We start from the raw sequence: 25890 nt of genomic DNA, 5'->3' as shown, positions 1-25890 counted from the left end.
GCCGAAAAGTCGGCAACACTGCTGGCCATGTCATCCGAGACCTCGACCCCCACAGCCGTCGACCCCGTCGCGCGCCAGCTCAACGCGGCCTTCCTGGCCGGGCTCGTGCTGCTGGTGCCGGTGCGCGGCGCGCTTGGCACCACGACGTACGACGCGTTGTTCTACTGGACCCTCGCCGGACTGGCGATCATGGTTGCCTTCGGCTTCGTGCTGCGGGTCACGCAGGTGCCCCAGGCGCTCGGCATCGTGCTGACCACGTCCGGCATCTACACGGTGAGCGTCGTGATCGCCCTGGCCATCGTGGGCAACCTCGGCGATCCCGGCAGCGACACGACGGTCACGTTGATGGCGGGCATTCCGGCAGCGGCGGTCGCCGCACCGGCCACGACGGCCGTCGTGCACTGGACCAGCGACAACACCGGAGCCACGGCGGTCGGCGCCGTGTGCGCGGTTCTCGGCCTGACCATCGCGATCAGCGCCGGCCCCTCCATCGGCGAGCTGCTCGACGACGCGCGTGAGCAGGCGGCCGATGCCAGGGCGTTCGAGGAGGCGGGCCTGTCGCCGTACCTCCCCGAGATCGACGGGATGGTCCCGGAGTACGACGGCAAGTTCACCTCGACTGCTGAGGGCTCGCACGCGGTGGTTGGCTACAGCATGACCTACGAGCAGGAGTCCAGCGGCGAGCAGAGCTGGGACGCCGCGTCGATCTCGCTGAACGTGCTCCGCCCCGAGGGCGCCGCCTGCGAGGAGATCAGCGACTACCTCGCCTGCATCGAGAACGACGGCTACGTCATCACGGAACGTGACGGTGTCGCGGATGCGGTCAGCGCCGACGTCGGCGGCATGCGGCTCACCGCCACGGTGCGCGAAGGCACCGGCGACGTGCCTGACATGGACGCGATCGGCCGCGCCCTGGTCGGCGCCGACGAGGTCGAGTGGGACGAGGTCGTCAGCCTCGACCAGGAGTAGGGCTGAACCGTCCGGTGCGCGGGTCAGCCTCGCTTGGCCACGGTCAGCAGGACCACGGAGTCCTCAACGGCCTCGAGGGCATGACGGGAGTCGGGGATGAACAGGAGGTCACCGGGTGAGCCGTTCCACCGGTTCTCACCGGCCACGAGCGTGATGCGGCCGTGGAGGACCTGGAGCGTGGCCTCGCCGGGGTTCTCGTGCTCGTCCAGGTTGCTCCCTGCCCGTAGTGCAACGAGGGTCTGGCGAAGGACGTGTTCGTGACCTCCATAGATCGTGTGGGCACTGCGACCGCTCGACGCGCTGGCGGCGGTCTTCAGGTGCTGGCGGACCAGTGCGGTCAGTGATTCCTTCTGCACGGCGTCTCCTCAATGTTGGATGGAACTCATTTGTTGATCCGGTCCCAGCCGCGACGCGGAGTGTGGCTGCCCAGCTGTTGGTCGTCACGACTGCGGTAGACGATGTAGGGGCGGGTGAGATAGCCGACCGGGGCACTGAACACGTGCACCAGGCGGGTGAATGGCCACAGCGCGAAGAGACCGAAGGCCACCAGCGCGTGCAGCTGGAAGCCGAGGGGTGCGTCTGCCATGAGGCCGGCATCCGGTTGGAAGGCAAGGAAAGAGCGGTACCAGACCGAGACGCCCTCCCGGTAGTTGTACTCCCCGCCGAGGGTGAAGATCGAGCCGGCGATGGTGTTCCACATCCCCAGGAGGATCGCTGCCCCGAGGAAGAGGTACATGACCTTGTCCATCGCGGTGGTGGCCGAGAAGACCGGCCCCACGGTGCGCCGGCGGTAGATCAGGATGGCCATCCCGACGACTGCCATGACGCCTGCCACGAGGCCCCCGGTGACGGCGACGACGTGGTAGAGGTGGTCGCCGATGCCGACCGCCTTCGTCCAGGACCGTGGCACGAGGAGACCGATCACATGGCCTCCGACGACCCCGAGCATGCCGAAGTGGAACAGCGGGCTACCGATGCGCAGCAGCTTCCGCTCATAGAGCTGCGACGAGCGCGTCGTCCAGCCGAACTTGTCGTAGTGGTAGCGCCACGCGTGACCCAGGACGAAGACGGTCAGGCAGACGTAGGGCACCACGACCCACAGGAACGTGCTCATCGGCGGGCTCCGGGGAACGACGGCATGGGCAACAGGGTGGGCGACTCGTCCGGCGCGCCGGGGCTGAACGCCGGCGTGGCGAAGGGTGCCAGGCCGACCTCCTCCTCGGGAGGTCCTTCGGCGGCCAGCCGGCGTACGGCGTCACGCTCGTCGCCCCGCAACGGGGGCAGCGTGGCGGTGACCGCATCGAGTACGTCGGCCCAGGGCTTGCGCATGTCGCGCAACGAGATCCGCAGCAGCTCGAGTCCCGCCCGGTGGTCGAGCATGAGCCCTCGGCCGAGCGCCTGGTCACAGGTGGCGGCGTACTCCAGGACCACGGCCAGGTGGTCCGGCAGCTCGGACTCGTCGAGCACGAACCCCGAGTCGAGGTAGGTCTGCTTGAACCTGAGCAGCGCCATCCCCCGTTTGCGCGTGTCGCCGTGGGCGAAGTAGGTGAGGAAGAGGTTGCAGCGCCGGCGGTTGTCGAAGGTCTCTACGTAGTCCTCCTGGACCTGGTCCAGCGGGGTGGTGCGGAGGTGCACCACGAACCTGCGGAGGGGGTCGCCGACGGCGGCCGGCAGCTCGTGCGAGGCGGCGTCGACGAGGTCGAGCTGCCCGAGGAGATGCTCGTCGGGGTAGCCGAGCAGGAGCGACGTCGACTGCCAGACGACCGTCAGCTGCTCGGTCGTCAACGACGAGCGACGGTTCCGCAGGCGGCTCACGAGTCCGGTCCCTTCGGCGGGAACAGTCCGGGAGGGGACCCCTTGCCGTCCCAGTTGAGCAGGTTCACCCGGGCGCGCTTGTTCTCAGGCCCGGCGAGCGAGTCGGAGGTCTGCCGGTCCTGCAGCATCTCGAAGTTCTCCACGGCGATCGGTGTCGGCGTTCCGGAGCCCTCGCCGAAGAGGTCGTGCTGCCCACCGCCGTACTCACTCACCGCGCACTCCGTGCCGAGCTCCTCGAGCGAGTGCGCCTGCTCGGTGTGCGCCGACGGGATGACGTAGCGCTCGTCGTACTTGGCGATCGCGAGGAGTCGGTACATGTCGTACATCTCCTCCTCGCTCATCCCGACCGCGGCCGGGATGGAGGCGTCGGGCTCTCGGCCCATGTTGATGTCGCGCATGTAGCAGCGCATCGCGGCCAGTTTCTTGAGCACGGCATCGACCGGTGCGACGTCTCCGGCGGTGAACAGCTCGGCGAGGTACTCGACCGGGATCCGCAGCGCGTCGATGGCAGCGAAGAGGTTGCCCTTGTCCTCGGCGTCCTCCCCCGTCTCCTGGACCACGTCGACGACCGGTGACAGCGGCGGGATGTACCAGACCATCGGCATCGTGCGGTACTCCGGATGCAACGGCAGGGCCACCCGGAAGGTGTTGATCAGTGCGTAGATCGGTGAGCGCTGCGCGGCATCGATCCAGTCACGGGCGATGCCCGCCTTCTCGGCCTCGCGCATCACCTCGGGGTCGAACGGGTCGAGGAAGACATCGCGCTGGGCCTCGTAGAGCCCGTGCTCGTCCTCCGTCGAGGCCGCCTCGAGCACCTTGTCGGCGTCGTACAGCATCAGGCCGATGTAGCGCAGCCGGCCGACACACGTCTCGGCACACACGGTGGGCAGGCCCACTTCGATGCGCGGGAAGCAGAACGTGCACTTCTCCGCCTTGCCGGTGCGGTGGTTGAAGTAGATCTTCTTGTAGGGGCACCCGGAGACGCACTTGCGCCAGCCGCGGCACTTGTCCTGGTCGACCAGGACGATGCCGTCCTCCTCGCGCTTGTAGATCGCGCCGCTGGGGCACGACGCCGCGCACGACGGGTTCAGGCAGTGTTCGCAGATCCGCGGCAGGTAGAACATGAAGGTCTGCTCGAACTCGAACTTCACCTTGTCGGCGATCTTGGCCAGCATCGGATCGCGGTGCGCGGTCTCGGTGGAGCCGCCCAGGTCGTCGTCCCAGTTGGCCGACCACGAGATCTTCATGTTCTTGCCGCTGATCAGGGACTTCGGGCGGGCGACCGGCGTGTGCTCCTGCGCGGGGGCGTCGGTGAGCGTGGCGTAGTCATAGGTCCACGGCTCGTAGTACTCGTCGATCGAGGGCAGCTTGGGGTTGGAGAAGATGGTCACGAGGCTCTTGAAGCGTCCACCGCCCTTGAGCTTCATCCGACCGTTCTTGTTGAGCTCCCAGCCGCCCTTCCACTTCGTCTGGTCCTCGTACGTCCGCGGGTAGCCGAGTCCGGGCCGGGTCTCCACGTTGTTGAACCAGATGTACTCCGTGCCCGACCTGTTGGTCCACGCCTGCTTGCAGGTGACCGAGCAGGTGTGGCAGCCGATGCACTTGTCGAGGTTCATCACCATCGCCATCTGTGCCATCACACGCATGTCAGTGCCCCCTCGGTGGTCGAGTGACGCGAGCGCCAGCGAGCGTCGTATCGAGACCCATCAGTACGTCACGTCCTGGCTGCGCTTGCGGATGATGGTGACCTCGTCACGTTGGTTGCCGGTGGGGCCGAGATAGTTGAACGCGTAGGTCAACTGGGCGTACCCGCCGATCAGGTGCGACGGCTTCACGAGCAGTCGGGTCAGCGAGTTGTGGATGCCCCCTCGCTTGCCGGAGGTCTCCGCGAGCGGTACGTCGATGAGCCGGTCCTGGGCGTGGTACATGTACACGGTTCCCTCGGGCATCCGGTGCGACACGATCGCCCGCGCCACGACGACGCCGTTGCGGTTGACCGCCTCGATCCAGTCGTTGTCCTTGATGCCGACCTTCACTGCGTCCCGGTCGCTCATCCAGATGTTCTGCCCGCCGCGCGAGAGGGACAGCATGAACAGGTTGTCCTGGTATTCGGAGTGGATCGACCACTTGTTGTGCGGGGTCAGGTAGCGCACGGTCAGCCCCTCGACCTGGCCGTTCGAACCGTCGGACACGTCGCCAAGGACAGGCTCAGCGAAGAGAGCCGCCATGTTGAGCGGCGGACGGTAGATCGGCAGGCCCTCGCCGAGCTCGGTCATCCAGTCGTGGTCGAGGTAGAAGTGCATCCGTCCTGTCAGCGTGTGCCAGGGCTTCTTGCGCTCCACGTTGATGGTGAACGGCGAGTAGCGCCGGCCGCCGGTCTCGGAGCCCGACCACTCCGGTGAGGTGATCACCGGCACCGGCGGGCCCTGGGTGTCGGCGAAGGTGATCTGCTTGCCCTCGTGCTCCTCGGCCAGGTCGGCCAGTCGCACGCCGGTGCGCTTCTCGAGCGTCTTGAAGCCCTGGGTGGCCAGGTGTCCGTTGGTGGTCCCGGACATCGCGAGGATCGCCTCGCAGACGTTGATGTCCTTCTTCAGCGACGGTCGACCATCGGCGACACCACCGCGAACGGCGCCGTTCTTCGCCCGCAGGTAGTCGACCTGCTTGCCGAGCTCGAACGTGACTCCCTTGGTGGTGGCGCCGAGGGTGTCGACCAGTGGCCCGAGCGCGTTCATCTTCTCGTGGACCGCACCGTAGTCGCGCTCGACCTCGACCAGCTTGGGCATCGTGACGCCCGGGATCGGCTCGCACTCGCCCTTCTTCCAGTCGCGTACGACGCCGTGCGGGTTGGCCATCGCGTCCGGGGTGTCGTGCGTCAGTGGCACCGCCACGACGTCCTTGCGCACACCGAGGTGAGTGGTGGCCAGGTCGCTGAACTTCTCCGCGATCGTCTGCCACGCGTCCCAGTCGGTGCGGGTCTGCCACGGCGGTGCGATCGCCGGGTTGAAGGAGTGCACGAACGGGTGCATGTCGGTGGTGTTGAGGTCGTGCTTCTCGTACCAGGTCGCCGCCGGCAGGACGACGTCCGAGAAGATCGTCGTGCTGGTCTGCCGGAAGTCGATCGTCATCAGCAGGTCGAGCTTGCCCTCGGGCGCAACGTCTCGCCACGTCACGTCGACGGGGCGTTGGTCCTCGGGTGCCTCGGTCGCCCGCACCGACGAGTCGGTGCCGAGCAGGTGCTTGAGGAAGTACTCGTTGCCCTTGCCCGACGAGCCGAGCAGGTTGGCCCGCCAGATCGACAGGATGCGCGGGTAGTTCTGTGGCGCGTCGGGATCCTCGCCGGCGAAGTCGAGCTCGCCGGACTTGAGCTGCTCGACGACGTACTCCCCCACCGGCTTGCCGGCCGCAGCGGCATCGTCGCTGAGGTCGAGAGGGTTCCGGTCGAAGGTGGGGTACGACGGCATCCAGCCCATCCGCGCGCTCTGCGCGATGACATCGGCCGTGGACTTCCCCGCGAGCTGACCCTTGCCGGTGGTCGCGCTGAGGGTGTCGGCCCCGAACTGGTCGTAGCGGAACTGGTTGGTGTGGAGGTACCAGTACGCCGTCTGGATCATGTTGCGCGGTGGCCTGTTCCAGTCCAGCGCGTTGGCTATCTGGGTGTAGCCGGTGAGGGGCCGCACCTTCTCCTGCCCGACGTAGTGTGCCCAGCCACCGCCGTTGACGCCCTGGCAGCCGGTGAGGTTGGTGAGGGTGAGGAAGGCGCGGTAGATCGTGTCGGAGTGGAACCAGTGGTTGGTCCCCGCGCCCATCACGATCATCGATCGGCCCTTGGACTCCTCGGCGTTGGCGGCGAACTCGCGGCCGATGCGGGCAGCGGTCGAGGCTGGTACGCCGGTGATGGCCTCCTGCCACGCGGGTGTGTACGGCGACTCCGCGTCGTCGTAGCCGCTGGCCCACTCCCCCGGCAGCCCGTCCCGGCCGACGCCGTACTGCGCGAGGAGCAGGTCGAAGACGGTGGTGACCAGGTGGCCGTCGACGCGTCGGACCGGCACACCGCGTGGCAGGTCGGCGGCCGCGCCGTCTGGGGTGTCGAAGCGCGGCATCCGCACCAGCACGGTCTCGCCGTCGGTGCCGGCGTCGAGGAGTGAGAGCCGCGGGTCGACGTCACCGAGCTCGAGGTTCCACTTGCCGACGCCGGAGTCGCCGAACCGGTGCCCGAGCGAGCCGTTCGGCACCACCGGCTCACCGGTGCGTGCGTCGATCAGGACGGTCTTGAACGCGGCGTTCTCCTCGTCCTCGTCGGTCGCGGCCAGGTCTGCCGCGGTCAGGAACTTGCCCGCCGTGAACTCGCCGTCGGCCGCCTCGTCGAGCTTCACCAGGTAGGGCAGGTCGGTGTAGGACTTGACGTACTCCGTGAAGTACGGCGTCTGCCGGTCGACGAAGAACTCCTTGAGCACCACGTGACCCATCGCCATGGCCAGTGCCGCATCGGTGCCCGGCTTGGCGGGCAGCCACTCGTCGGCGAACTTCACGTTGTCCGCGTAGTCCGGCGCTACCGCGATCACCTTCTGGCCGCGGTAGCGGGCCTCCGCCATCCAGTGCGCGTCGGGTGTGCGGGTGACGGGGAGGTTGGAGCCCCACATGATCAGGTAGCCGGCGTTCCACCAGTCACCGGACTCGGGCACGTCGGTCTGGTCGCCGAACACCTGGGGTGAGGCGACCGGCAGGTCGGCGTACCAGTCGTAGAAGCTGAGCATCGAGCCGCCGATGAGGTTCACGAACCTGGCCCCCGAGGCGTGGGAGACCATCGACATCGCCGGGATCGGCGAGAAGCCGGCGACCCTGTCGGGTCCGTACTTCTTGATCGTGTGGACGTGGGCCGCGGCCACGATCTCACTGGCCTCCTCCCACGTGGCCCGGACCAGGCCGCCCTTTCCGCGGGCCGACTTGTAGGCCTTGGCCCGCAGCGGATTCTCGACGATGTGCTCCCACGCCTTGACCGGGTCACCGTCGTGCTGGGCCTTGGCCTCGCGGAACATCTGGAGCAGGACTCCACGCACGTAGGGATAGCGAACCCGGGTCGGCGAGTAGGTGTACCAGGAGAACGCCGCGCCACGCGGGCAACCGCGGGGTTCGTACTCCGGGGAGTCCGGACCCACCGACGGATAGTCGGTCTGCTGCGTCTCCCAGGTGATGATCCCGTCCTTGACGTAGACCTTCCACGAGCACGAGCCCGTGCAGTTCACGCCGTGCGTGGAGCGGACCACCTTGTCGTGGCTCCAGCGGTCCCGGTAGAAGTCGTCCGCGTCGCGACCACCGGTCCTGTGCACGGTGCGCAGGTCGTCGGAGACCTTGTCCTTCGTGAAGTAGCGGCGGGTGCGCAGCAGAGCGTCGCTCAGGCCACCGTCGATTCCCGCCGCGTTCCGCTTGCGTTGCTTCGGTTCTTCCACTTCGTTGCTCACGCGGCATTGCCTTTGGTCGTCTGCGGGTGAGGTGCTTCGGACCGTACGTCTCGGACCCTACTCCCAGGGTCCGGTTGCGACTGGTCATCCATGGGCAGGCTCGTGCGCCCTTGCGGTGTGGGCGACCACGGTGAGCGTCAACGCCAGCGCGAGCGCAGCAGTCGCGGACAACATCCACAGGCCGATGGCGTAGGAGTCCGTGCGGCCGTAGATGTAGCCCATGATCAACGGCGGCAGGAACCCGCCGAGACCGCCGGCCGCGCCCACCATTCCGGTCACGCCACCGACCCGTGACTGCTCGGTCACTCGTGCGACCATTGCGAAGGTCGCGCCGCTCCCGGCTCCGAGGGCCGCGGCCATGGCCAGGAACGAGATTGTGCCGACGTGCTCGAGGAGGGGTTGGGTCGCGGTGATGCCGGCCCCGATGACCACGACGCCGTAGCCGGTGGCAAGGACCGGGACGGCTCCGAACCGGTCCGAGAGCCAGCCTCCGACCGGTCGCATGATGACCGCGACGACGACGAAGCCGGCCATCCGGTTCGCAGCGTCGGCAGGGGTCAGCTCGTAGGCCACCTTGAGGTACGACGGCAGGTAGACCGAGAACGCGACGTAGCCGCCGAAGGCCACGGCGTAGAGCAGGCTGGCCTGCCAGGTGATCGGAAGTCGCGCTGTCGCCGACAGGCGTTGCACCAGTGGCGTGGTGGGAACCGTGCGTCCCGGCGCATCGCGAAGCACCAGCCACGCGGCGACGGCGTACACCGCGAGCGCTGCGGCCATGATGAGGAACGGAGCTCGCTCACCGACGTTGGTGTAGAGCTTCACGGTGGTCAGTGCGCTGATGGCCGTACCACCCATGCCGGCACCGAAGATGCCGACGGCGAGGCCGCGTCGCTCCGGCGGGAACCACGCATTGACGAACGGGACGCCCACCGCGAACGCGGTGCCACCGATGCCGAGGAAGAAGCCACCGAAGAGGAGTGCGGCGTAGGACGTCTGGGCGAAGAAGCCGATGAACAGCACCGGCACGATGGTGGCGGCCGAGACCAGGGGGAACATGGCTCGTCCCCCGAAGCGGTCGGTCAGGGCGCCGACCACGATTCGGCCCAGCGACCCGACGACGACCGGTACGGCGACCAGCAGGGCGACGTCGGACTCCGTCAGCGCGCCGAGCGTCCCCTTGTCGCGGAACAACGGCCCAAGGGGGCTGAGCAGTGCCCAGGCCCAGAAGTTGACCGCGAAGCCGAGCGTGGCCACGGCCAGCATCAGCCAGGGCGAACCTGTCGTCTCGCGCGGCGACCCGTCGCCCGTGGTCCTGGACTGGATGCTGCTCGTCGTTGGTGTGTGCACACATCCACCTTCGCAACGCGGTCGTCGTTCCGCACGGGCCGAAGGTCCCGACAGCTGCGGCCTGTCTGCCCATCCGCTGCCTCGGGCGTCAGCGACGAGTCTGCCCCGGAGACGTGGTCGTCTCGACGCGTTGCCCTGGCACCGGCACGGGTGCGACGGTCTCCACGAACATCACCGGGATCGTGCTGGTTTCCAGGGCCAGCCGGCTCACCGGACCCAGATGTGCGGCGAGTGGCAGCCGCGGGTGACGGCGTCCCAGCACCAGCAGGTCACCGTGCTCCGCCCCACGGAGCAGCGCTGAGCCGATCGGCTCGTGGCGCACCTCGATTTCGACCCTGACATCTGAGAACTCCGCCCTCAGCGCCTGCACCTGCGCGGCGAGCGCGTTGCGAAAGCGGTCCTCCCGGACGGCCTCGCGGCGGACCCCTTCGTCCCCGTGACCGTCGCACGGCAAACACGCATGGAGGACGCGCAGCCGATCCTGACGCTGGCCGGCGAGCGTGAAGGCAGTGCGCAACGTGTGGTCGGCACCGGCTGGGTCGTGCACCGCCACCACCACTCTGTGGTGTCGATTCTCCGGCTGCCAGGACGCCGGCACGGAGACCACGGGTGCGTGTGACCGCGACGCGACCCCCTGTGTGGTGGACGTGCCGACCGCCCGACCGATTCCCGTCAGACGCCTGTGCTGCAGCGCGACCATCCGTGCGCCTTCGGAGCGCGCGACGATGTCGGTGACGGTCCCGCGGCTCTCCGCCACGAGCTCGTGGGTGATCGTGACCCTGCCACCGACCAGTTCGTGGGCGTCAGCTGACGCGCGGGCGAGCACGTGATGACCGAAGGCCCGGGCGGCCTCCCAGTCAACGTCGAAGGGTCCCGAGAGACCCGGTGCCAGCTGGGGCACGTGCACGAGGTGCAGGTCGGCACCCGTGCGCAGCGCCTCCTCGGCCACGAAGTCCACCAGCGCTCGGGTGTCCTGCCCTGCCACGGCGGCGACGATCCGCCCACGTGCAGGAACCACCGTGAGGCGCCCCACGACTAGGAGACCGCCGCGCCGACGCCGACGAACGCCGCGCAGAGGACCAGCAGGATGCCGACCAGCGGGAGGACGAAGCGCAGGTACTGGTCGTAGCGGACCCGGGCGAGTGCCAGTCCACCCATGACGACCGCCGAGGTCGGGGTGATCAGGTTGACGATCCCCGAGGCCGACTGGAACGCGGTGACCACCATGGCTCGGGAGACCCCGGCGAAGTCGGCCAGCGGCGCCAGGATCGGCATCGCCAGGGCGCCGTGACCCGAGGTCGACGGCACGAGGAAGGCGAGGGGAAGGTTGATCAGGAACATCAGCACGCCGAAGACGCCGGAGTTGGTGTCGCCGACGACGCTCTCCATGGAGTGCAGGATCGTGCCGGTGATCTCGGAGTTGTTCATGATCACGGTGACTCCGCGGGCCAGCACGATGATCAGCCCGACCCCGATGAAGTCCGCCGCGCCCTTCACCACCGAGTTCGTGATCCCCTTCTCCCCCAGTCCGCCGACGAGTCCGACCACGAGCGCCATCAGCAGGAACAGGGCAGCCAGCTCGGGGAAGTACCAGTCGAGCTGCCAGCCGTAGCTCGCGGCGTCGGGGCCCTGGATGACCTGGGCCCACGGCACGATCGCGTAGATCATGAAGGCGAAGGTGGTGGCAACGATCGCCAGCACACTCTTCTCCCGGCCGGTGAGACGAGACACCTCGCGCACCCCGTGCGCCTTCAGCTCGGCGTCGCCCTCCATCTGGCCGACGAGGGACGTCGTGGGGTCGGCCTTGACCTTGCGGGCGTAGCGCAGCACCCACCACACGCCGACGGGCACGAGGACGACGTACATCAGCAGGCGGAAGCCGATGCCGTCACCGATCGAGATGTCCGCGGCGCCGGAGCCGACGCCGGTGGCGAACGGGTTGACGGTCGAGGCCAGGACGCCGATGCCGGCACCCACCAGGATCGTCGCGGCGGCCACCATCCGGTCGTAGCCGAGGGCGAGCATCAGGGGAATCAGGAGGGCGTAGAACCCGAGGGTCTCCTCGGCCATCCCCTCGGTGGTGCCACCGATCGAGAACAGCACCATCAGCACGGCGATCAGCAAGGCTCCACGGGTGCTCATCCGCTGGGCGACGCGAGCCACGCCGTTGTCGATGGCCCCGGTCTTCATCGCCATCGTGATGAAGATCCCGATGGCCAGGACGAACAGGAAGACCCCCGCGGCGCCGTACAGCTCACCGGACTCGTAGGGCCCGATGTAGCCGTCGGCGTTGATCACGCCGTACAGGCCGTTGATCGGCGCCATGAACAGCTCCATCAACCGGTCGCCGAAGGAGAACGCACTGTCGGTGGCTTCGTAGCTGCCGGGGATCGGCCGTCCGGAGTCGGCGTCCGTCTGGTAGGCACCGGTCGGAACGACGAAGGCCAGCAACCACACCGCGATCGTCACCCCGAACAGCACCGTGAAGGCGCTCGGGAAGCGGAACCTCTTCGCGGTGGTGGTCGGCTCTCCGTCGTCGGCCTCGAGCCCAGCGGTCAGCTTCGGCAGGATGGCCCGTCTCGTGGTGGTCATGGTGCTCCCTCTCTCGGATCGACACAGCTCGGCCGAAAATCACCGAACCACGGAACGGAGCACCGGGAGACGTGGCGATCGGCCCCTCCCGGGGAGGACCTTCGACCCGGCCGGCGTGGGCCCACCGGGCCCACGCGCACCTGAGGACCAAGTGCCCGTCCACCCGGGGCCCTCCGGCGCTGGTGCTGCGCAACCCAGCCACCGAAGTGTGTGGCCATGAGAAGTCACCGCATCCGGAGAGCCAGCGTGTACGCCGCTGACCAGGTCGCCGAGTCCCGAGACCGCGTCTGCCTGGTCGCGGTCGACGGATCCGACGCCAGCGTCCAGTGCCTGGTCTGGGCCCTCCACCATGCCGCCGTTCACCAACTCACCGTCGAGGTCGTCACGATCTGGCCGTCACGCCACAGCGTCTTCGTCCATGAGGTCGCCGGACACTTCAGTGCCCCTCGTTGGAAGGCTCGCGACGCCCAACGGGAAGTCATCCGGAAGGCGCTCGCCCAGGTGCCCCGCGGCTCGATCCATGCCGCCCGGCTGGAGAACGGACGCGTCGTGGACTCGATCGTCCACGCGTCCGCACGATGCGAGCTGGTGGTTCTCGGGGCGGCTTCGGGCGACGAACCACATCCCCTGACCACCCGGGTCACCGAACAGGCGGAGTGTCAGGTCGTGGTGGTGGACCGTGCGGGCGAGGTCCAGCGACCCACCAGCACAGGACGTTCGCCCCTCTCGACCACCCTGCGGACGACGGCACGCTGACAGGACCACCACGAGAGGAACACCGTGAACCTGCACGTCGACTCGGAGGTCGGCCGGCTACGGCAGGCCATCCTGCACCGCCCGGACCTCGAGCTGAAGAGGCTGACCCCGAGCAACCATGACGACTACCTCTTCGATGACGTGCTGTGGGTCAAGCACGCGAAGCAGGAGCACGACGCCTTCGCCGACACGCTGCGTGACCGCGGGGTGACGGTGCACCTGCTTGACCAGCTGCTGACCGAGACGCTCGCCATCCCCGAGGCACGCAAGCACGTGCTCGAGTCGACCCTGGACGAGCGCGTCCACGGCCCGATGGCGCTCGATGCCCTGCATGGTCTGTTCAGCTCGATGCAACCGCGTGAGCTGACGAACCACCTGATCGGCGGCATGACCAAGGCCGAGCTGCTCGAGCGGATGGACGAACCGTCGTCGGTCGTCGTGCGCGCCATGGCAGCAGACGACTTCCTGCTCCCGCCGCTGCCCAACCACCTGTTCACCCGCGACACCTCCGCGTGGATCTACGACGGGGTGTCCGTCAACGCGATGCGCAAGCGGGCACGAATGCGCGAGACCATCCACTACGAGGCCATCTACCGCTGGCACCCCACCTTCGTGGCCGATGACTTCCTCGTCTGGGCCGACGGTACGGCGAGCGGCGCGGCCACCACGGAGGGCGGCGACATTCTGGTGCTCGGCAGGGGCGCCGTGCTGGTGGGGATGAGCGAACGCACCACGCCGCAAGGTGTCGAGCGGCTCGCGCGTCGCCTGTTCGACGCCGGGCGCGCCAGCAGGATCGTGGCCCTGGCGATGCCACAGAAGCGCGCCTTCATGCACCTCGACACGGTGATGACCATGGTCGACGACCACACCTTCACCAAATACGTCGGACTCGGGATGCTGCCGTCGTACACGATCGAGCCGGGTGACACCGAGAAGGAGCTGAAGGTGACCGCGCACGAACCGGACCAGATGCACGCGGTGATCGCCGCGGCGCTGGGCATCGACTCGATCAACGTGCTCACCGCGACGCAGGACGTGCACTCCGCCGAGCGCGAGCAGTGGGACGACGGCTGCAACGTGCTGGCCGTCGAACCGGGCGTCGTGGTCGCCTACGAACGCAACGTCACGACCAACACCCACCTCCGCAGGAACGGCATCGAGGTCATCACCATCCAGGGCAACGAGCTGGGACGTGGCCGTGGCGGACCGCGATGCATGACCTGCCCGATCGAGCGGGACGGGATCTGAACCATGGCCTTCAACCTGCGCAACCGCAGCTTCGTCAAGGAGCTCGACTTCACCCCGAAGGAATGGAAGTTCCTGCTCGACCTCGCCGCCGAGCTGAAGATCGCCAAGTACACCGGCTCCGAACAACCCCGACTGGTCGGCAGGGAGATCGCGTTGATCTTCGAGAAGGCCTCCACCCGCACGCGGTGCGCGTTCGAGGTGGCGGCCTTCGACCAGGGCGCCCAGGTGACCTATCTGGGGCCGAGCGGTTCCCACATCGGGCACAAGGAGTCGATGAAGGACACCGCACGCGTGCTGGGCCGGATGTACGACGGCATCGAGTACCGCGGCTCGGCACAGTCGGACGTCGAGACGCTCTCGGCGTACGCCGGCGTGCCGGTGTGGAACGGTCTGACCGACGAGTGGCACCCGACCCAGACCCTCTGCGACATGCTCACGATGCGCGAGCACTCGGGCAAGCAGGATGCCGAGATTTCGTTCGCCTATCTGGGCGACGCCCACAACAACGTGGGCAACTCTCTGCTGGTCGCCGGCGCACTGATGGGCATGGACGTGCGCATCGTCGCGCCCGAGCAGCTGTGGAACCAGCCCGACGTGATCTCCCGGGCCCGAGAGATCGCCGACGAGACCGGGGCCCGGATCCTGCACACCGAAGACGTCGAGGACGGCGTCGACGGTGTCGACTTCCTCTACACCGATGTGTGGGTCTCGATGGGTGAACCCGAGGAGGTGTGGACCGAACGCATCGAGCTGCTGCGCCCCTACCAGGTCAACCAGGCCGTGGTGAAGGCCACCCGCAACCCGCAGGTCAAGTTCATGCACTGCCTGCCTGCCTTCCACGACAGGCACACCGAAATCGGTGAGGAGATCTTCCGCAGCACTGGCATGGACGGGCTCGAGGTGACCGACGAGGTCTTCGAGTCGTCCCACTCGATCGTGTTCGACCAGGCGGAGAACCGCCTGCACACCATCAAGGCAGTGCTCGTCGCGACGCTGGGCGGCTGAGGTGCGCATCGTCGTGGCGCTCGGCGGCAACGCGCTGCTGCGGCGCGGGCAGAAGCCGGATGCCGACATCCAGGAACGGAACGTGCAGCGCGCCGCCGAGGCCCTGGCTCCCCTGGCCGCGGAGCACGAGCTCGTCCTCACACACGGCAACGGTCCCCAGGTGGGGGTGCTGGCGCTGCAGAGCGCGATGGACCCGCACCTCACCACGCCGTATCCCTTCGACGTGCTGGGTGCCCAGACCCAGGGGATGATCGGCTACTGGCTGCTGCAGGCCATGCAGAACCACCTGCCCGGTCGTCAGGTCGCCGCCATCATCAACCAGACCCTGGTCGAGGCTGCAGACCCGGCGTTCCGCGACCCCACCAAGTTCGTCGGAGAGATGTACACCGGCGAGGAGGCACGGCGTCTTGCGGCCGAACGAGGCTGGGCGGTCAAGCCGGACGGCGACGGTTGGCGGCGCGTGGTCGGGTCCCCGCGCCCACAGCGTGTGGTCGAGACGAGACTGATCAGGCTGCTCCTCGAGAGTGGCGCGGTGGTGGTCTGCGCAGGTGGCGGTGGCGTGCCGGTCATCCGCGACCCCCAGGGACACCTACAGGGTGTCGAGGCCGTGGTGGACAAGGACCTCACCAGTGCCGTGCTCGCCGAAGCGCTGGATGCCGACGTGCTCCTCGTGCTCACGGACGTGCCGCACGTGTTCCGCGGCTTCGGCACCCCCGACCAGCGGCCCGTGCTCCGGGCTACCCCGAGCAGCCTGCGTGCGATCACCTTCCCGGCGGGATCGATGGGGCCCAAGGTGGAGGCCGCGTGTCGATTCGTCGAGCTCACCGGGGGCGTCGCCGCCATCGGCACCCTCGAAGACGCTGCTGCCATCCTTCGCGGCGAGGCCGGAACCCTCGTGACTCCCGACGGGCTCTACGAGGGCGGCGGACTGTCACGCACAGCGGCACCGGACCAAGTGCCCCTCCCCTGGGGCACCACGGCACCTGCGTCCGCGCCGGCGAGCCAGCACGCTTGAGGGACAAGGGGCCTGACGTGGCCCACATCAGAGGTTCGGGACAGAGGAGCGTCACGATGAGCACGGAGAAGTGCCTGCGGGCCCGGGTGGTCCATGAGTCCCTGTTCGGCAACACGGCATGGATCGCCCTGGCCGTCGCCGAGGGGCTCCGGCTGGAAGGCTTCGAGACCACGGTCGTCGACGTCCGGTTCGCCGTACCCGCCGACGACCTCGACCTGCTGGTGGTCGGCGCGCCCACCCACGCGTTCTCACTCAGCCGGCCCGCGACCCGGCAGGACGCGGTCAGGCAGGGCGCACCACCGGAGACCGCTGCGCTCGGCCTGCGCGAGTGGATCGAGGGCGCCCCGTCGCCGGGCACCGGTCACGGGATGGCCGCCGTCTTCGACACGCGGGTGCGCAAGGTCCGGCACCTGCCCGTCTCCGCCGCGCGTACGGCGGCACGGCTGCTGCATCGGAAGGGCTATCACCTCGTGGTGCCCCCGCACGGCTTCCTCGTGGAGGACGTGCCGGGGCCGCTGAGCGAGGGACAGCTCAAGGAGGCGACCAGCTGGGGACGTCAGCTCGCCGTCGAGACCCGGAGCCGGATCGCGGCCGGCTCGGTGCACTGAAGCGTTCTCAGCCCGAGGGCACCGACCACTCCACGCAGGTGCCTTCGCCGGCCCTGGACGTGATCGCGCACGTGCCACCGAGCCGCACCGCGCGCTGCTTCATGTTCAGCAGCCCGCTCTCGGTCGCGCCCGCGGGCAGGCCACGGCCGTCGTCACTCACCCGCAGCCGGATCTCGTCACCGGCCGTGAGCTGTACGTCGACGGCGCTCGCCTCGGCGTGCCGGGCTGCGTTCGACAACGCCTCCCCCAGGACGGCCAGGAGGTCCGGCACGACCGTGGGCCCGATCCTGGTGCGCACCGGCCCCTCGAACTGCAGGCTCGGCCGGAACCCGAGGGTCTCGGCGGACCGGTCGACGATGCGCTGGACCTCTGCCTGGACGTCGGCGGAGTCGTCCATGGACCCCAGGGCGAAGATCGTGCGCCGGATGTCCTTGATGGTCGCGTCGAGGTCGTCGACCGCGGTGGCGAGGCGGGTGGCGATCTCCGGACGGTCGGCCAGCCGGCTCAGGCTCTGCAGGCCCAGCCCCACCGCGAACAGCCGCTGGATGACCAGGTCATGGAGGTCGCGAGCGATCCGGTCGCGGTCCTCGAACAGGGTCAGTCGGTGCTGGTCCTCCCGGGCCCGGGTGATCTCGATGGCGAGGGCTGCCTGCTCGGCGAAGCTGGCCGGCAGCGACGTGTCGAGCTCATGGAATCGCTGCGCGTTGGCGGGCACCCAGCCGAGGGCCAGCGCACCACTGACTCCGTGCGAGTTGCTCATCGGCACGATGACGACCGGCCCCAACCGCGGCCAGCCGAGCGCTGCTCCCAGGTCGAGAGCACGCTCGTCGGCGACGAAGTCCTCGACTGCGATGGGGGTGCCGCTGCGAAGCACCGCACTCGCCAGCGAGTGCTCGAACGAGACGCCCTCGGCCGCGTGCGCGTCGTGGGACACACCGGAGACGACGCGCAGGGCGAGGGTTTCGGCGGCATCGGCGACCACGACCCAGGCGATGTCGGCGTCGGCCACCTCGCGGGCCCGGTCGGCCACGGTCTGCAGGGCATCGGACCCGGCGTCGGAGAGGCTGGAGGCGATGTCGACCGTCGCACCCAGCCAGCGTTCGCGGCGTGCGGCCTCCTCGGACAGGCGGGCGTTCTCGATCGCCACCCCTGCGGCGGCGGCAAGGGCCACGACGATCCCCTCGTCCTCCTCGGTGAAGTCGCCGCCACCCTCCTTCTCGGTGAGGTAGAGGTTGCCGAACACCTTCTCGCGGGTGCGCACCGGCACTCCGAGGAACGACTTCATCGGCGGGTGGTCGGCCGGGAAGCCGTAGGACTCCGGGTGCTCGGCGAGGTCGTGCAGACGGAGCGGTTCCGGCCGGTCGATGATCAACCCGAGGATTCCGTGACCTGTGGGGAGGTCTCCGATCTTCGCCTTCTGGCCCGGCGTGAGGCCGTGGGTGATGAAGGTGCGCAGCCTGCGCTCGGGCCCGGTGTCGAGCACGCCCAGGGCCGCGTAGTGAGCCCGCGCCAGGTCGCTGGCGACCTCCACGATCCGGCTGAGCAGGGCGTCGAGGTCGAGATCGGCGCCCATGGTGACGACGGCGTCGAGGAGCAGCTTCCACCGCGACTGCTCGTCGAGGGCGCGGTGCGTCCGGTCGACCACCTCGCGCAGGAGGTCGTCGAAACTGGTCCTGGCGAGCTGCGACCGCGCCGGCTCGTCGTTCGGCCGGCCAGGATCAGGCGGCCTGATGTTCATCGTCTCTCCGCAAAGGGACTCCCTCCACTCCGACCGTAACAGCGCGGCCGGCCGGCTTCAGCGTTTCAGGTGCTTGGTTGCGAAGATGGCGGCCTGCGTGCGGCTCTGGAGGGACAACTTCGCCAGCAGCGACGACACGTAGTTCTTGACCGTCTTCTCGGCCAGGAACATGGCGCCGGCGATCTGCCTGTTGGTCATGCCCTCGCCGATCAGCTCGAGGATCTTCTGCTCCTGCTGGGTCAGCTGGTCCAGCGAAGGGTCCTTCTTGGGGCCGTTCCGGAGGCGCTCCAGCACCTGGGCGGTCACGCCCGGGTCGAGCATCGACTGGCCTGCTGCCACGCGGCGGACGGTGTCGACGAGGTCGTTGCCGTGCACCTGCTTGAGGACATAGCCGGCGGCACCGGCCATGATCGCGGAGAACAAGGCGTCATCGTCGTCGTACGAGGTGAGGATCAGCGCGGCGATGCTCGCGTCGCGTGATCGGATCTCGCGACAGACGTCGATGCCGGAGCCGTCCGGCAGCCGCCCGTCGAGGATGGCCACGTCGGGCCGCAGCGCGGGAATCCGCCGCGAGGCCTCCTGGGCCAGGCCCGACTCGCCGACGACGACGATGTCGCCCTCGGCCTCCAGCAGCTCCCGGATCCCGCGCCGGACGATCTCGTGGTCGTCGAGCAGGTAGACCTTGATCGGTTCGGGCGTCGGGGCAGTGCTGTCATGGCTCACGTCCTCACTGTACGGCGGGAGCGTGAGGCCGGGCAGGTGGCGACAGTCCCCGTCCTCACGGGACTTTCGTCCCGTCTGTCAGACGCTCCTCCGCAGCCGACGCGGCACACCGGCGTCGAGGGCCAGCGGGGTCTGAAGACGGACCTTCACGTCGACCAGCACGCACCCGTGCGGGCCGGCGAGCACCGGGTTGAGGTCCAGCTCGGCCACCTGCGGCACGTCCTCGGCCAGTTGCCCGAGCTGCACCAGGATCTCCTCCAAGCTGGCGACGTCGGAGCGTGCCGTGCCCCGGTAGCCGTCCAGCATCGGCCAGATCCGCAAGGAGCGGAGGGCGCGGGCCGCGTCACCGGCGGTGACCGGCGGGAGCAGGAAGACGCGGTCGTCCCACAGGTCGGTGGCCACTCCCCCGGCACCGACCATCACCAGGGGACCGAATCCGGGATCGCGGACCACCCCCAGGGCGATCTCGACGCCGCTCGCCACGGGTTGCACGAGAACCGGGACACTCTGACGGCCGAGCTCGCTCTCGAACTCCCGCACGACGTCCGCGACCGCCGCGGTCGTGAGCAGCCCGACGCGGACGAGGCCACGGTCGGTCTTGTGCACAACGGTCCGGTCGGCCACCTTGAGCGCCACCGGGAACCCGATCGCTGCCGCAACACCAGCTGCCGCGTCGGGGTCGGTCACGACTGTGCCGACCGGGGCGAGTCCGTAGTCGTCGAGCAGGCTCACCAGGTCACCGGTGTCGAGCCAGCCTCCCTCCGCGTCGACGCGGCCGAGCAGCTCCTCGGCGACGTGACGCGCACGCTGCGCACGGTCTCGATCGACCGGGAGCGGCTGCTGTGCCGGCTGCTTGCGCCAGGCTGCATAGCGCGCGGCCCGGCCGAGCGCGCGGACCGACGCCGGAACGCTGCGGAAGGTGGTGACGCCCGACAGCTCACCGGGGGCGACGGTCAGCCCGCCCATCGGCACCACCACCAGGGGTTTGCCGGGATGCGTGACATCGGCGAGGCGCTGCAACGAGGCGGCCGAGTCGCTCACGCCGGTGGCGACGACGACCACCACCACCGCATCCACCTCTTCGGAGGTGACGAGCAGTGAGCAGATGTCGGCGAGCGCACGCGCGTCGGCTCCTGCCCCGGCATCGATCGGGTTGCCCGTGCCGGTCGTGCCTGCGACGTGTTCCGCGATCCGGGCCTGCAGGGACGCGGAGAGCTCGGGCACCCGCAGTCCGCAGGTGTCGGCGCTGTCGGCGGCGAGCACCCCCATCCCACCGGCGTTGCTGAGGACGGCGATCCGGTTGCCGGAAGGAAGCGGCTGCTCGCTGAGCAACAACGCGGCCTCCGCCATGTCCTCGGCGCCACTGCACGCGATCACGCCCGCCTGGGCGAAGAGCGTGTCGACCCCGACGGACGAGGAGGCCGCGGCGGCCGTGTGGGAGGCACCGGCTCGCCGGCCGCCGGTCGACCGGCCGCCGACCACTGCGAGCAGGGGTTTGCGCTCCGCGAAGCGCCGGGCGAACCGGGCGAACTTCGGGGCGTTGCCGAACGACTCGAGGTAGAGCGCTGCGGCGGTCACGCGCGGGTCGTCCCGCCACGCGGCGAGCAGGTCGTTGCTCGACACGTCCGCCTTGTTGCCCAAGGACACGAAGGAGCCCACACCCAGGCCGAGCTCCCGGGCCAGGTCGCTGAGGACGATGCCCACACCACCCGACTGCGAGGCGATGGCCAAGCCGCCGACCGGAGGGACCGTGCCACTGAACGTCGCATTGAGTGAAGTGCCGGCGCCGTTGCTCATCAGGCCCAGGCAGTTCGGCCCGACGATCCTGATGTTCCGCCGCCGGGCCAGCGCCAGCATCTCGTGCTGCATCCGCGCGCCCTCGGCACCCAGCTCCTCGAAGCCCGATGAAACGACCACCGCGGCCCGCACACCCGCGTCGGCAGCGTCTTCAAGGGCGGCCAGCACGCGCCTCGCCGGAACCGCCACGACGACCAGGTCGACCCGACCGGGGATCTCGACGAGTCCGGGGTACGCCGCCACCCCGCCGAGCCGGTCCGCTTCCGGGTGCACGGCGTACACCTCGCCGGTGAAGCCACCCGTCACGACTGAACGCAGGATGGTCGCACCGATGCCGGTGCCGTCCCGGCGGACGCCCGTGACAGCGACGCTTCGCGGATAAAGGAGCGGTCGGAGCGACCTGGCCTCCGACTGGCACTCTCGTTCGTCGGCGGCGAGGAGCGCGGCCGCGGAGCTGACCGTGTCCATCTCGAGGTGGACGTCGCCTTGCTCGGCACGTCGGGATACGGCGAACCCGGCGTCGGTGAACACACGCAACATCCCGCGGTTCTCGGCGAGAATCTCGGCGACGAAGCGGCGTACACCGCGCGCCCGGCCGGCCGCGGCGAGGTGCTCGAGCAGGAGGCTGCCCAGTCCCAGTCCGTGTTGTGAGTCGTCGACCAGGAACGCAACTTCAGCAACGTCGGGACCCACGGGTTCCGCCGTGCCGACCGCGACCAGGGCACCCGCACGCTCCACGACCAGGACCAGGGTGTCGGGGCTCACGCCCAGGTGCTCGACGTACGCCCGGGCCGCGGCACGGTTGCAGCTGAAGAATCGCAGCCGCAGGTTGTCCTCGCAGATCCCGTCGTGGAGCGCCTCGAGGGCTGGCAGGTCCTGCGGTGCCATGGGGCGAATGATGGCTATGGAGCCGTCCTGCAGCAGGACATCCGCTGGGGCCGGGTCCGCCAGGTCGATGGCCGCACCGGCCGCGTCGGTCGTGGTCGGGTCGAGTCGCACGGATCCTCCTCATGGCCCGCGCCAGCGGTGCCGTTCCGGCCCGATCGGGCCACGTTCGTCGAACGTACGGCGATCCGGCTCACCCCACACAGGGCCGAACGTGCCCAGGCACCCGGGACCAACTACCCGCGCTTCCGATGACGGACGGCACTTCAGGCCAGTCGCTCGACTGGCAAGGCTGAGGGCATCACAAGAGCCATCCATCACAGAGAAACAGGAGGTCAGCCATGATCACGTTGCATCGCCACCGTCACGAAATGACGGACTCGGTCCACATGGCCGAAGAAACCGGGACGAACACGTTCGCAGGACGGACGCTGGCCGTGCTCCGGATCGGCTTCGGCATCACGTTCCTGTGGGCGTTCTTCGACAAGCTGCTGGCACTGGGCTTTCACACCGGCTACGACCAGGCCGGCAACTTGGACCGCTACGGTGACGCCGCCTGGATCAACGGCGGCAGCCCCACCGAAGGCTTCCTGAAGTTCGGAGCCGACGGCCCGTTCCAGAGCTTCTACAACGACATTGCCGGAGCCGCCTGGGCGGACTGGCTGTTCATGCTCGGCCTGCTCGGCATCGGCGCGGCGCTGACCTTCGGCATCGGCATGCGGCTCGCCGCGGCCGCTGGGGCCCTGCTCTACGTGCTGATGTGGTCCGTGGTCCTGCCTCCCGAGAACAACCCGGTGATCGACGACCACCTCCTGGGCGCTGTCACCCTGGTGGTTCTCGCAGCGCTCAGCGCCGGTGACACCTGGGGCTTCGGCAAGATCTGGGCGAGCAACCGCGTGGTCCGGGAAAACCCGGTCCTCCGGTAGGACGCCGCCAGAGCCACCCGGACTTCTCGAGGTCCGGGTGGCTTCGGCATGCCCGGCGCACGCGCCTGAGGGTCCGCCGTACCCGCCGAGGCGGGACCAACGACCCTGTGGCGGCCCCTGACCGTGCTGGATCGTTGGACATGACGAAGGGACACCTGATGACCACCGCGACACGCGCCGCTCCACGAACGATTTCGCCCGCGGAGCCTCTCGGCCCGTTCCCGCTCCACCATGACCTGGGGCGCCGCATCGTCGGCGCCTTCTTCCTGGTCTGGGTGTGGTCGATCCCCGCGCTGGCCGTCCTGGTGCCGCTGGCGCTGCGCGACCTGCGCACGTCCAAGGAGGCGCTGTCATGACCGTCGACCCAGCCCCTGCGGCCACGGTGGTGCCGGCACGCATCCTGCGCGACATCGTCGGGCACGCCTGCATGGCACCCAGCGTCCACAACACCCAGCCGTGGTCCTGGCATGCCTCCGGGAACACACTCGAACTGTTCGCCGACACCGGACGTCGGCTCGCCGTGGCCGATGCCCGCGGACGCAACCTGGTGATCAGCTGTGGTGCCGCACTCCACCATGCCCAGGTCGCGGCCGGCGCCCTCGGTTGGGAGCCCACCGTCACCCGGCTCCCGGACGGTGACGACTCCACGCTCCTGGCCAGGATCGAGCTCACGCCCGCAACACCGTCGCCGGACGCAGGCGAGGAGCTCCAGGCGATCAGGGATCGCTGCACCGACCGCCGGCGATTCACGTCGTGGCCGGTGCCCGAGGAGCGCCTGCGACATCTGGCAGCCACCGCCGACGAGTGGGGCGGTCAAGCGATGGTGCTGCAGGGTCCGTCGGAAAGGATCCGCACCGACCTGCTCGTGGGCCGGGCACTGGACCGTCAGGCGACCGATGAACCACTGGCCGAAGAACAACGCCACTGGGTCAACCACAGCGCTCGCGACGGTGTCCCCGGCGTCGTGATCCCCGCGAACGCGCCGAGCGACGCACACCTGCGCACGCGGTTCGGGAGCGGTCTCCTCACCGAGCCGGAACGAGAGCTCGAGGGATCAGACGGGCTGTTGGTGCTGCGGGGTGCCTCGGACGACAGCCCCGCCTGGTTGCGGACCGGGGAGGCGCTGAGCGCCCTGTGGTTGCGGGCGACCCGAGAGGGCCTCTCGGTGGTCCCGCTGAGCCAGGTCATCGAGGTCGACGAGACACGAGAACGCCTGCGCGGCGAGGTCCTCCACGGCATGGGCATGCCTCATCTCCTGGTCCGGGTCGGTTGGCTGGCCATCAGCCGAGGGGCCCTCCCCCGGACGTCGCGCCGGCCGCTGGACGACGTACTCAGCTGGTGATCCGGCGACGGAGGACGAAGCGGCGGCCGGTGACCACTGAGGGACTCAGCTCGACGACGTCGAACTTCAGTGTGGGCAGCCACGACTTCGGTGACTTCTCTCCGAGACGGTGCTGTTCGTCTTCACCGAGTCGCCGAACCGGCCGAACTCCTCGCCCTCGAGCAGTGCCCAGCACTGCTCGGAAGTCAGCTGCGTCACGGCGTCGTCGATGTGTTCCATCACTCGTCCCTCCGTCAGAGCTCGCTGACGGGTGCAGCCTCGGGCACCACGGCGACTGTGCTGCCCGACCGCTCGAGCACCGCCGTGGCCGTGGTGCCGGTCACCCGTTCCAGGAGCGATGACACCTGGTGGCGGCCCACGACGATGAGATCCCTGGGTCGCGATCCGCTCGTCAGGCACTGCTCGACGGGGCCCCGAGCCAGCTGCAGCGTGAGGTGCACGTCCGGGAACTTCTCCGCCAGGCCAGCGACCGACTCCGACAGGATCAGGTGAAGCTCCTGGTCGTCGGACAGGACCACGGACTCCGGAACAGACGGGTGGGTGACGGAACCTGTCACGCAGTGCACCACGGTCAACGGGAGGCCCCGCAGGGAGGCGTGGCGGAAGGCGTACTCGACCACCGGAAGCGACTCTGCGGACCCGTCGGCGCCGACGAGGACGCCGTCCTTGAGGGCGCCGGCGTGCCCGGGCCGGCACACCACGACGGTGCAGTGTGCCGATCGGACAACGGCTGCGCTCACGGATCCGAGGACCGTGCTGCGGAGGGGACCCCGCCCCCGCGATCCCAGGACGATCATGTGTGCCGAGGCGGAGAGCTCGACGAGACGCTGCCGGGCTCCACCCAGCAGTGGCACTCCCTGGACCCGTACGTCAGGTTGCGTCGACAGGGCGAGCGCCACGGCCTCCTGCACGAGGTCCCTGGACGTCGCGAGAAGATCCGGCAGCTGTTGCGAACAGCCGCCGTCCACCCCCGCCCATCCGATGGTCCTGAGCTCACCCTCGCCGCCCGCATTCACGATGGCGAGGGGCCGTCCCTCGAGGGCCGCCTGATGGGTTGCCCAGGTGACGGCATGCCTGGCGGGCTCGGAGCCGTCGTAGCCGAGCACGATGCTGTCTGGTGTGATGTGTGTGTCCATGGTTTCAGCGTGCCGACGACGAAGGGCGCGCCACACCGTCCATGGACCCGAACGGAGAGGACCAAGGACCCGAAGTCGCTGGCGCGAGACGCCTTGGGGCTCGGGGCCTCCAGCGTGGTCACCCCGGTAGGAGTCGGCGCCCGGTCACCAGTCGAGGCCGGATGCGCACCACGAGGTTCCGGGTTCCGTCCGCCCAAGGGGCCGGCCGATCCTCCGGAATGCTCACGTCGGAGTCGTCGTACTCGGCCGACCCGCGCACGAGGACGCTCCAACCGGTGAGGTCGGTCTCGTCGAACTGGTCGACCTGGAAGGCGACGTGGCCGGAGATCATCGTGCGGCCCAGTTCGGTGTGCGGTGAGGTCCGGAACAGGATGTCACCGCCGTCGAGCACGTGGTTCACCGGAAGGACCACCGGGCCGCCCTCGACCGAGTAGGCAATGCGCCCGACCGGGCAGGATCCCAACAGCTCCAGGCACTCGTCCGGAGACAGCTCCCTGAAGTGGTTCGCGTACCAGCGCTCGTTGGTCAT

23 protein-coding genes are annotated in these 25890 nt (G+C 68.9%); 9 read left to right on the top strand and 14 right to left on the bottom strand.

Translation table 11 applies throughout. From position 1 onward, the window contains the following. Window positions 1-27: 27 nt before the first annotated feature. On the top strand, window positions 28-969 hold the full coding sequence (locus ASD30_RS05870) for a hypothetical protein (RefSeq protein WP_056678146.1): 942 nt from the start codon (window positions 28-30) through the stop codon (window positions 967-969). 23 nt (window positions 970-992) lie between these two features. On the opposite strand, the gene ASD30_RS05865 is transcribed toward ASD30_RS05870, so the two are convergent. The 8 genes from ASD30_RS05865 to ASD30_RS05830 form a co-directional block, all read right to left on the bottom strand. Further along, window positions 993-1325: a cupin domain-containing protein gene (locus ASD30_RS05865; protein WP_056678144.1), complete on the bottom strand. Its 333-nt coding sequence runs from the start codon at window positions 1323-1325 to the stop codon at window positions 993-995. Window positions 1326-1351: 26 nt separating this feature from the next. Further along, on the bottom strand, window positions 1352-2083 hold the full coding sequence (narI, locus tag ASD30_RS05860) for a respiratory nitrate reductase subunit gamma (RefSeq protein ID WP_056678141.1): 732 nt from the start codon (window positions 2081-2083) through the stop codon (window positions 1352-1354). Next, window positions 2080-2784 (bottom strand): nitrate reductase molybdenum cofactor assembly chaperone, encoded by a 705-nt coding sequence (gene narJ, locus ASD30_RS05855; RefSeq protein WP_056678136.1) that lies wholly within the window; start codon window positions 2782-2784, stop codon window positions 2080-2082. Before narJ ends, narI begins: the two co-directional genes overlap by 4 nt. Continuing rightward, window positions 2781-4430: a nitrate reductase subunit beta gene (narH, locus tag ASD30_RS05850; protein ID WP_056678133.1), complete on the bottom strand. Its 1650-nt coding sequence runs from the start codon at window positions 4428-4430 to the stop codon at window positions 2781-2783. The genes narJ and narH overlap by 4 nt, the downstream gene beginning before the upstream one ends. Before the next feature lie 60 nt (window positions 4431-4490). Continuing rightward, window positions 4491-8192 carry a nitrate reductase subunit alpha gene (locus ASD30_RS05845; protein ID WP_056679384.1) on the bottom strand — a complete coding sequence of 1234 codons (3702 nt, stop codon included), beginning with the start codon at window positions 8190-8192 and terminating at the stop codon, window positions 4491-4493. Window positions 8193-8327: 135 nt separating this feature from the next. Then, window positions 8328-9590, bottom strand: coding sequence for an MFS transporter (locus ASD30_RS05840; RefSeq protein ID WP_235530071.1), 1263 nt, complete (start codon window positions 9588-9590; stop codon window positions 8328-8330). A gap of 88 nt (window positions 9591-9678) precedes the next feature. Continuing rightward, window positions 9679-10608, bottom strand: coding sequence for a universal stress protein (locus ASD30_RS05835; RefSeq protein WP_268788278.1), 930 nt, complete (start codon window positions 10606-10608; stop codon window positions 9679-9681). A gap of 17 nt (window positions 10609-10625) precedes the next feature. Continuing rightward, a complete protein-coding gene (locus ASD30_RS05830; protein WP_056678126.1) occupies window positions 10626-12182 on the bottom strand; it encodes a YfcC family protein in 1557 nt (518 codons plus the stop codon). A gap of 216 nt (window positions 12183-12398) precedes the next feature. Here ASD30_RS05830 and ASD30_RS05825 point away from each other — a divergent pair, with 216 nt between their 5' ends. The 5 genes from ASD30_RS05825 to ASD30_RS05805 are packed head-to-tail and all read left to right on the top strand — an operon-like array spanning window position 12399 to window position 16814. Continuing rightward, on the top strand, window positions 12399-12938 hold the full coding sequence (locus tag ASD30_RS05825) for a universal stress protein (RefSeq protein WP_082563569.1): 540 nt from the start codon (window positions 12399-12401) through the stop codon (window positions 12936-12938). A gap of 24 nt (window positions 12939-12962) precedes the next feature. Beyond that, entirely contained in the window at window positions 12963-14186 is a 1224-nt protein-coding gene (locus tag ASD30_RS05820) for an arginine deiminase (protein ID WP_056678120.1), read from the top strand. Window positions 14187-14189: 3 nt separating this feature from the next. Next, window positions 14190-15191, top strand: a complete 1002-nt coding sequence (gene argF, locus ASD30_RS05815) for an ornithine carbamoyltransferase (protein ID WP_056678117.1) — start codon at window positions 14190-14192, stop codon at window positions 15189-15191. A 1-nt stretch (window position 15192) separates the two neighbouring features. Continuing rightward, on the top strand, window positions 15193-16206 hold the full coding sequence (gene arcC, locus ASD30_RS05810; protein ID WP_082563568.1) for a carbamate kinase: 1014 nt from the start codon (window positions 15193-15195) through the stop codon (window positions 16204-16206). A 56-nt stretch (window positions 16207-16262) separates the two neighbouring features. After that, window positions 16263-16814 (top strand): flavodoxin family protein, encoded by a 552-nt coding sequence (locus tag ASD30_RS05805; protein ID WP_200950014.1) that lies wholly within the window; start codon window positions 16263-16265, stop codon window positions 16812-16814. A 7-nt stretch (window positions 16815-16821) separates the two neighbouring features. Here the strand turns inward: ASD30_RS05805 and ASD30_RS05800 are convergent, their stop codons facing one another. From ASD30_RS05800 to ASD30_RS05790, 3 genes are all read right to left on the bottom strand, one after another. After that, a complete protein-coding gene (locus tag ASD30_RS05800; RefSeq protein WP_056678114.1) occupies window positions 16822-18552 on the bottom strand; it encodes a sensor histidine kinase in 1731 nt (576 codons plus the stop codon). Window positions 18553-18609: 57 nt separating this feature from the next. Continuing rightward, on the bottom strand, window positions 18610-19275 hold the full coding sequence (locus tag ASD30_RS05795) for a response regulator transcription factor (RefSeq protein ID WP_321163504.1): 666 nt from the start codon (window positions 19273-19275) through the stop codon (window positions 18610-18612). A 78-nt stretch (window positions 19276-19353) separates the two neighbouring features. After that, complete coding sequence (locus ASD30_RS05790; RefSeq protein ID WP_056678112.1) at window positions 19354-22071, bottom strand: bifunctional acetate--CoA ligase family protein/GNAT family N-acetyltransferase; 2718 nt, start codon at window positions 22069-22071, stop codon at window positions 19354-19356. Between the two features lie 257 nt (window positions 22072-22328). Between ASD30_RS05790 and ASD30_RS05785 the strand changes: the two genes are divergently transcribed. The 3 genes from ASD30_RS05785 (at window position 22329) to ASD30_RS05775 (ending at window position 24225) form a co-directional block, all read left to right on the top strand. Beyond that, the gene (locus ASD30_RS05785; RefSeq protein WP_235532509.1) at window positions 22329-22883 is read left to right on the top strand and encodes a hypothetical protein; all 555 of its coding nucleotides are present in this window, start codon (window positions 22329-22331) and stop codon (window positions 22881-22883) included. 140 nt (window positions 22884-23023) lie between these two features. Further along, window positions 23024-23239, top strand: coding sequence for a hypothetical protein (locus ASD30_RS05780; RefSeq protein WP_056678106.1), 216 nt, complete (start codon window positions 23024-23026; stop codon window positions 23237-23239). Further along, window positions 23236-24225 (top strand): Acg family FMN-binding oxidoreductase, encoded by a 990-nt coding sequence (locus ASD30_RS05775; protein WP_056678103.1) that lies wholly within the window; start codon window positions 23236-23238, stop codon window positions 24223-24225. Before ASD30_RS05780 ends, ASD30_RS05775 begins: the two co-directional genes overlap by 4 nt. 66 nt (window positions 24226-24291) lie before the next feature. Here ASD30_RS05775 and ASD30_RS26395 read toward each other — a convergent pair whose 3' ends face one another. The 3 genes from ASD30_RS26395 to ASD30_RS05765 all read right to left on the bottom strand — a co-directional run bounded on the left by ASD30_RS26395 (window position 24292) and on the right by ASD30_RS05765 (window position 25890). Further along, complete coding sequence (locus tag ASD30_RS26395) at window positions 24292-24444, bottom strand: hypothetical protein (protein WP_156393514.1); 153 nt, start codon at window positions 24442-24444, stop codon at window positions 24292-24294. A 14-nt stretch (window positions 24445-24458) separates the two neighbouring features. Then, window positions 24459-25361, bottom strand: a complete 903-nt coding sequence (locus ASD30_RS05770; protein WP_056678099.1) for a universal stress protein — start codon at window positions 25359-25361, stop codon at window positions 24459-24461. A gap of 118 nt (window positions 25362-25479) precedes the next feature. Then, window positions 25480-25890 carry a pyridoxamine 5'-phosphate oxidase family protein gene (locus tag ASD30_RS05765; protein WP_056678098.1) on the bottom strand — a complete coding sequence of 137 codons (411 nt, stop codon included), beginning with the start codon at window positions 25888-25890 and terminating at the stop codon, window positions 25480-25482.

Origin of the sequence: Nocardioides sp. Root140 (genome assembly GCF_001426745.1) — a bacterium.
Lineage (GTDB): Bacteria > Actinomycetota > Actinomycetes > Propionibacteriales > Nocardioidaceae > Nocardioides.
The sequence above is the reverse complement of the archived record's forward strand: the minus strand, read 5'-3'. Positions and strand labels throughout refer to the sequence as shown.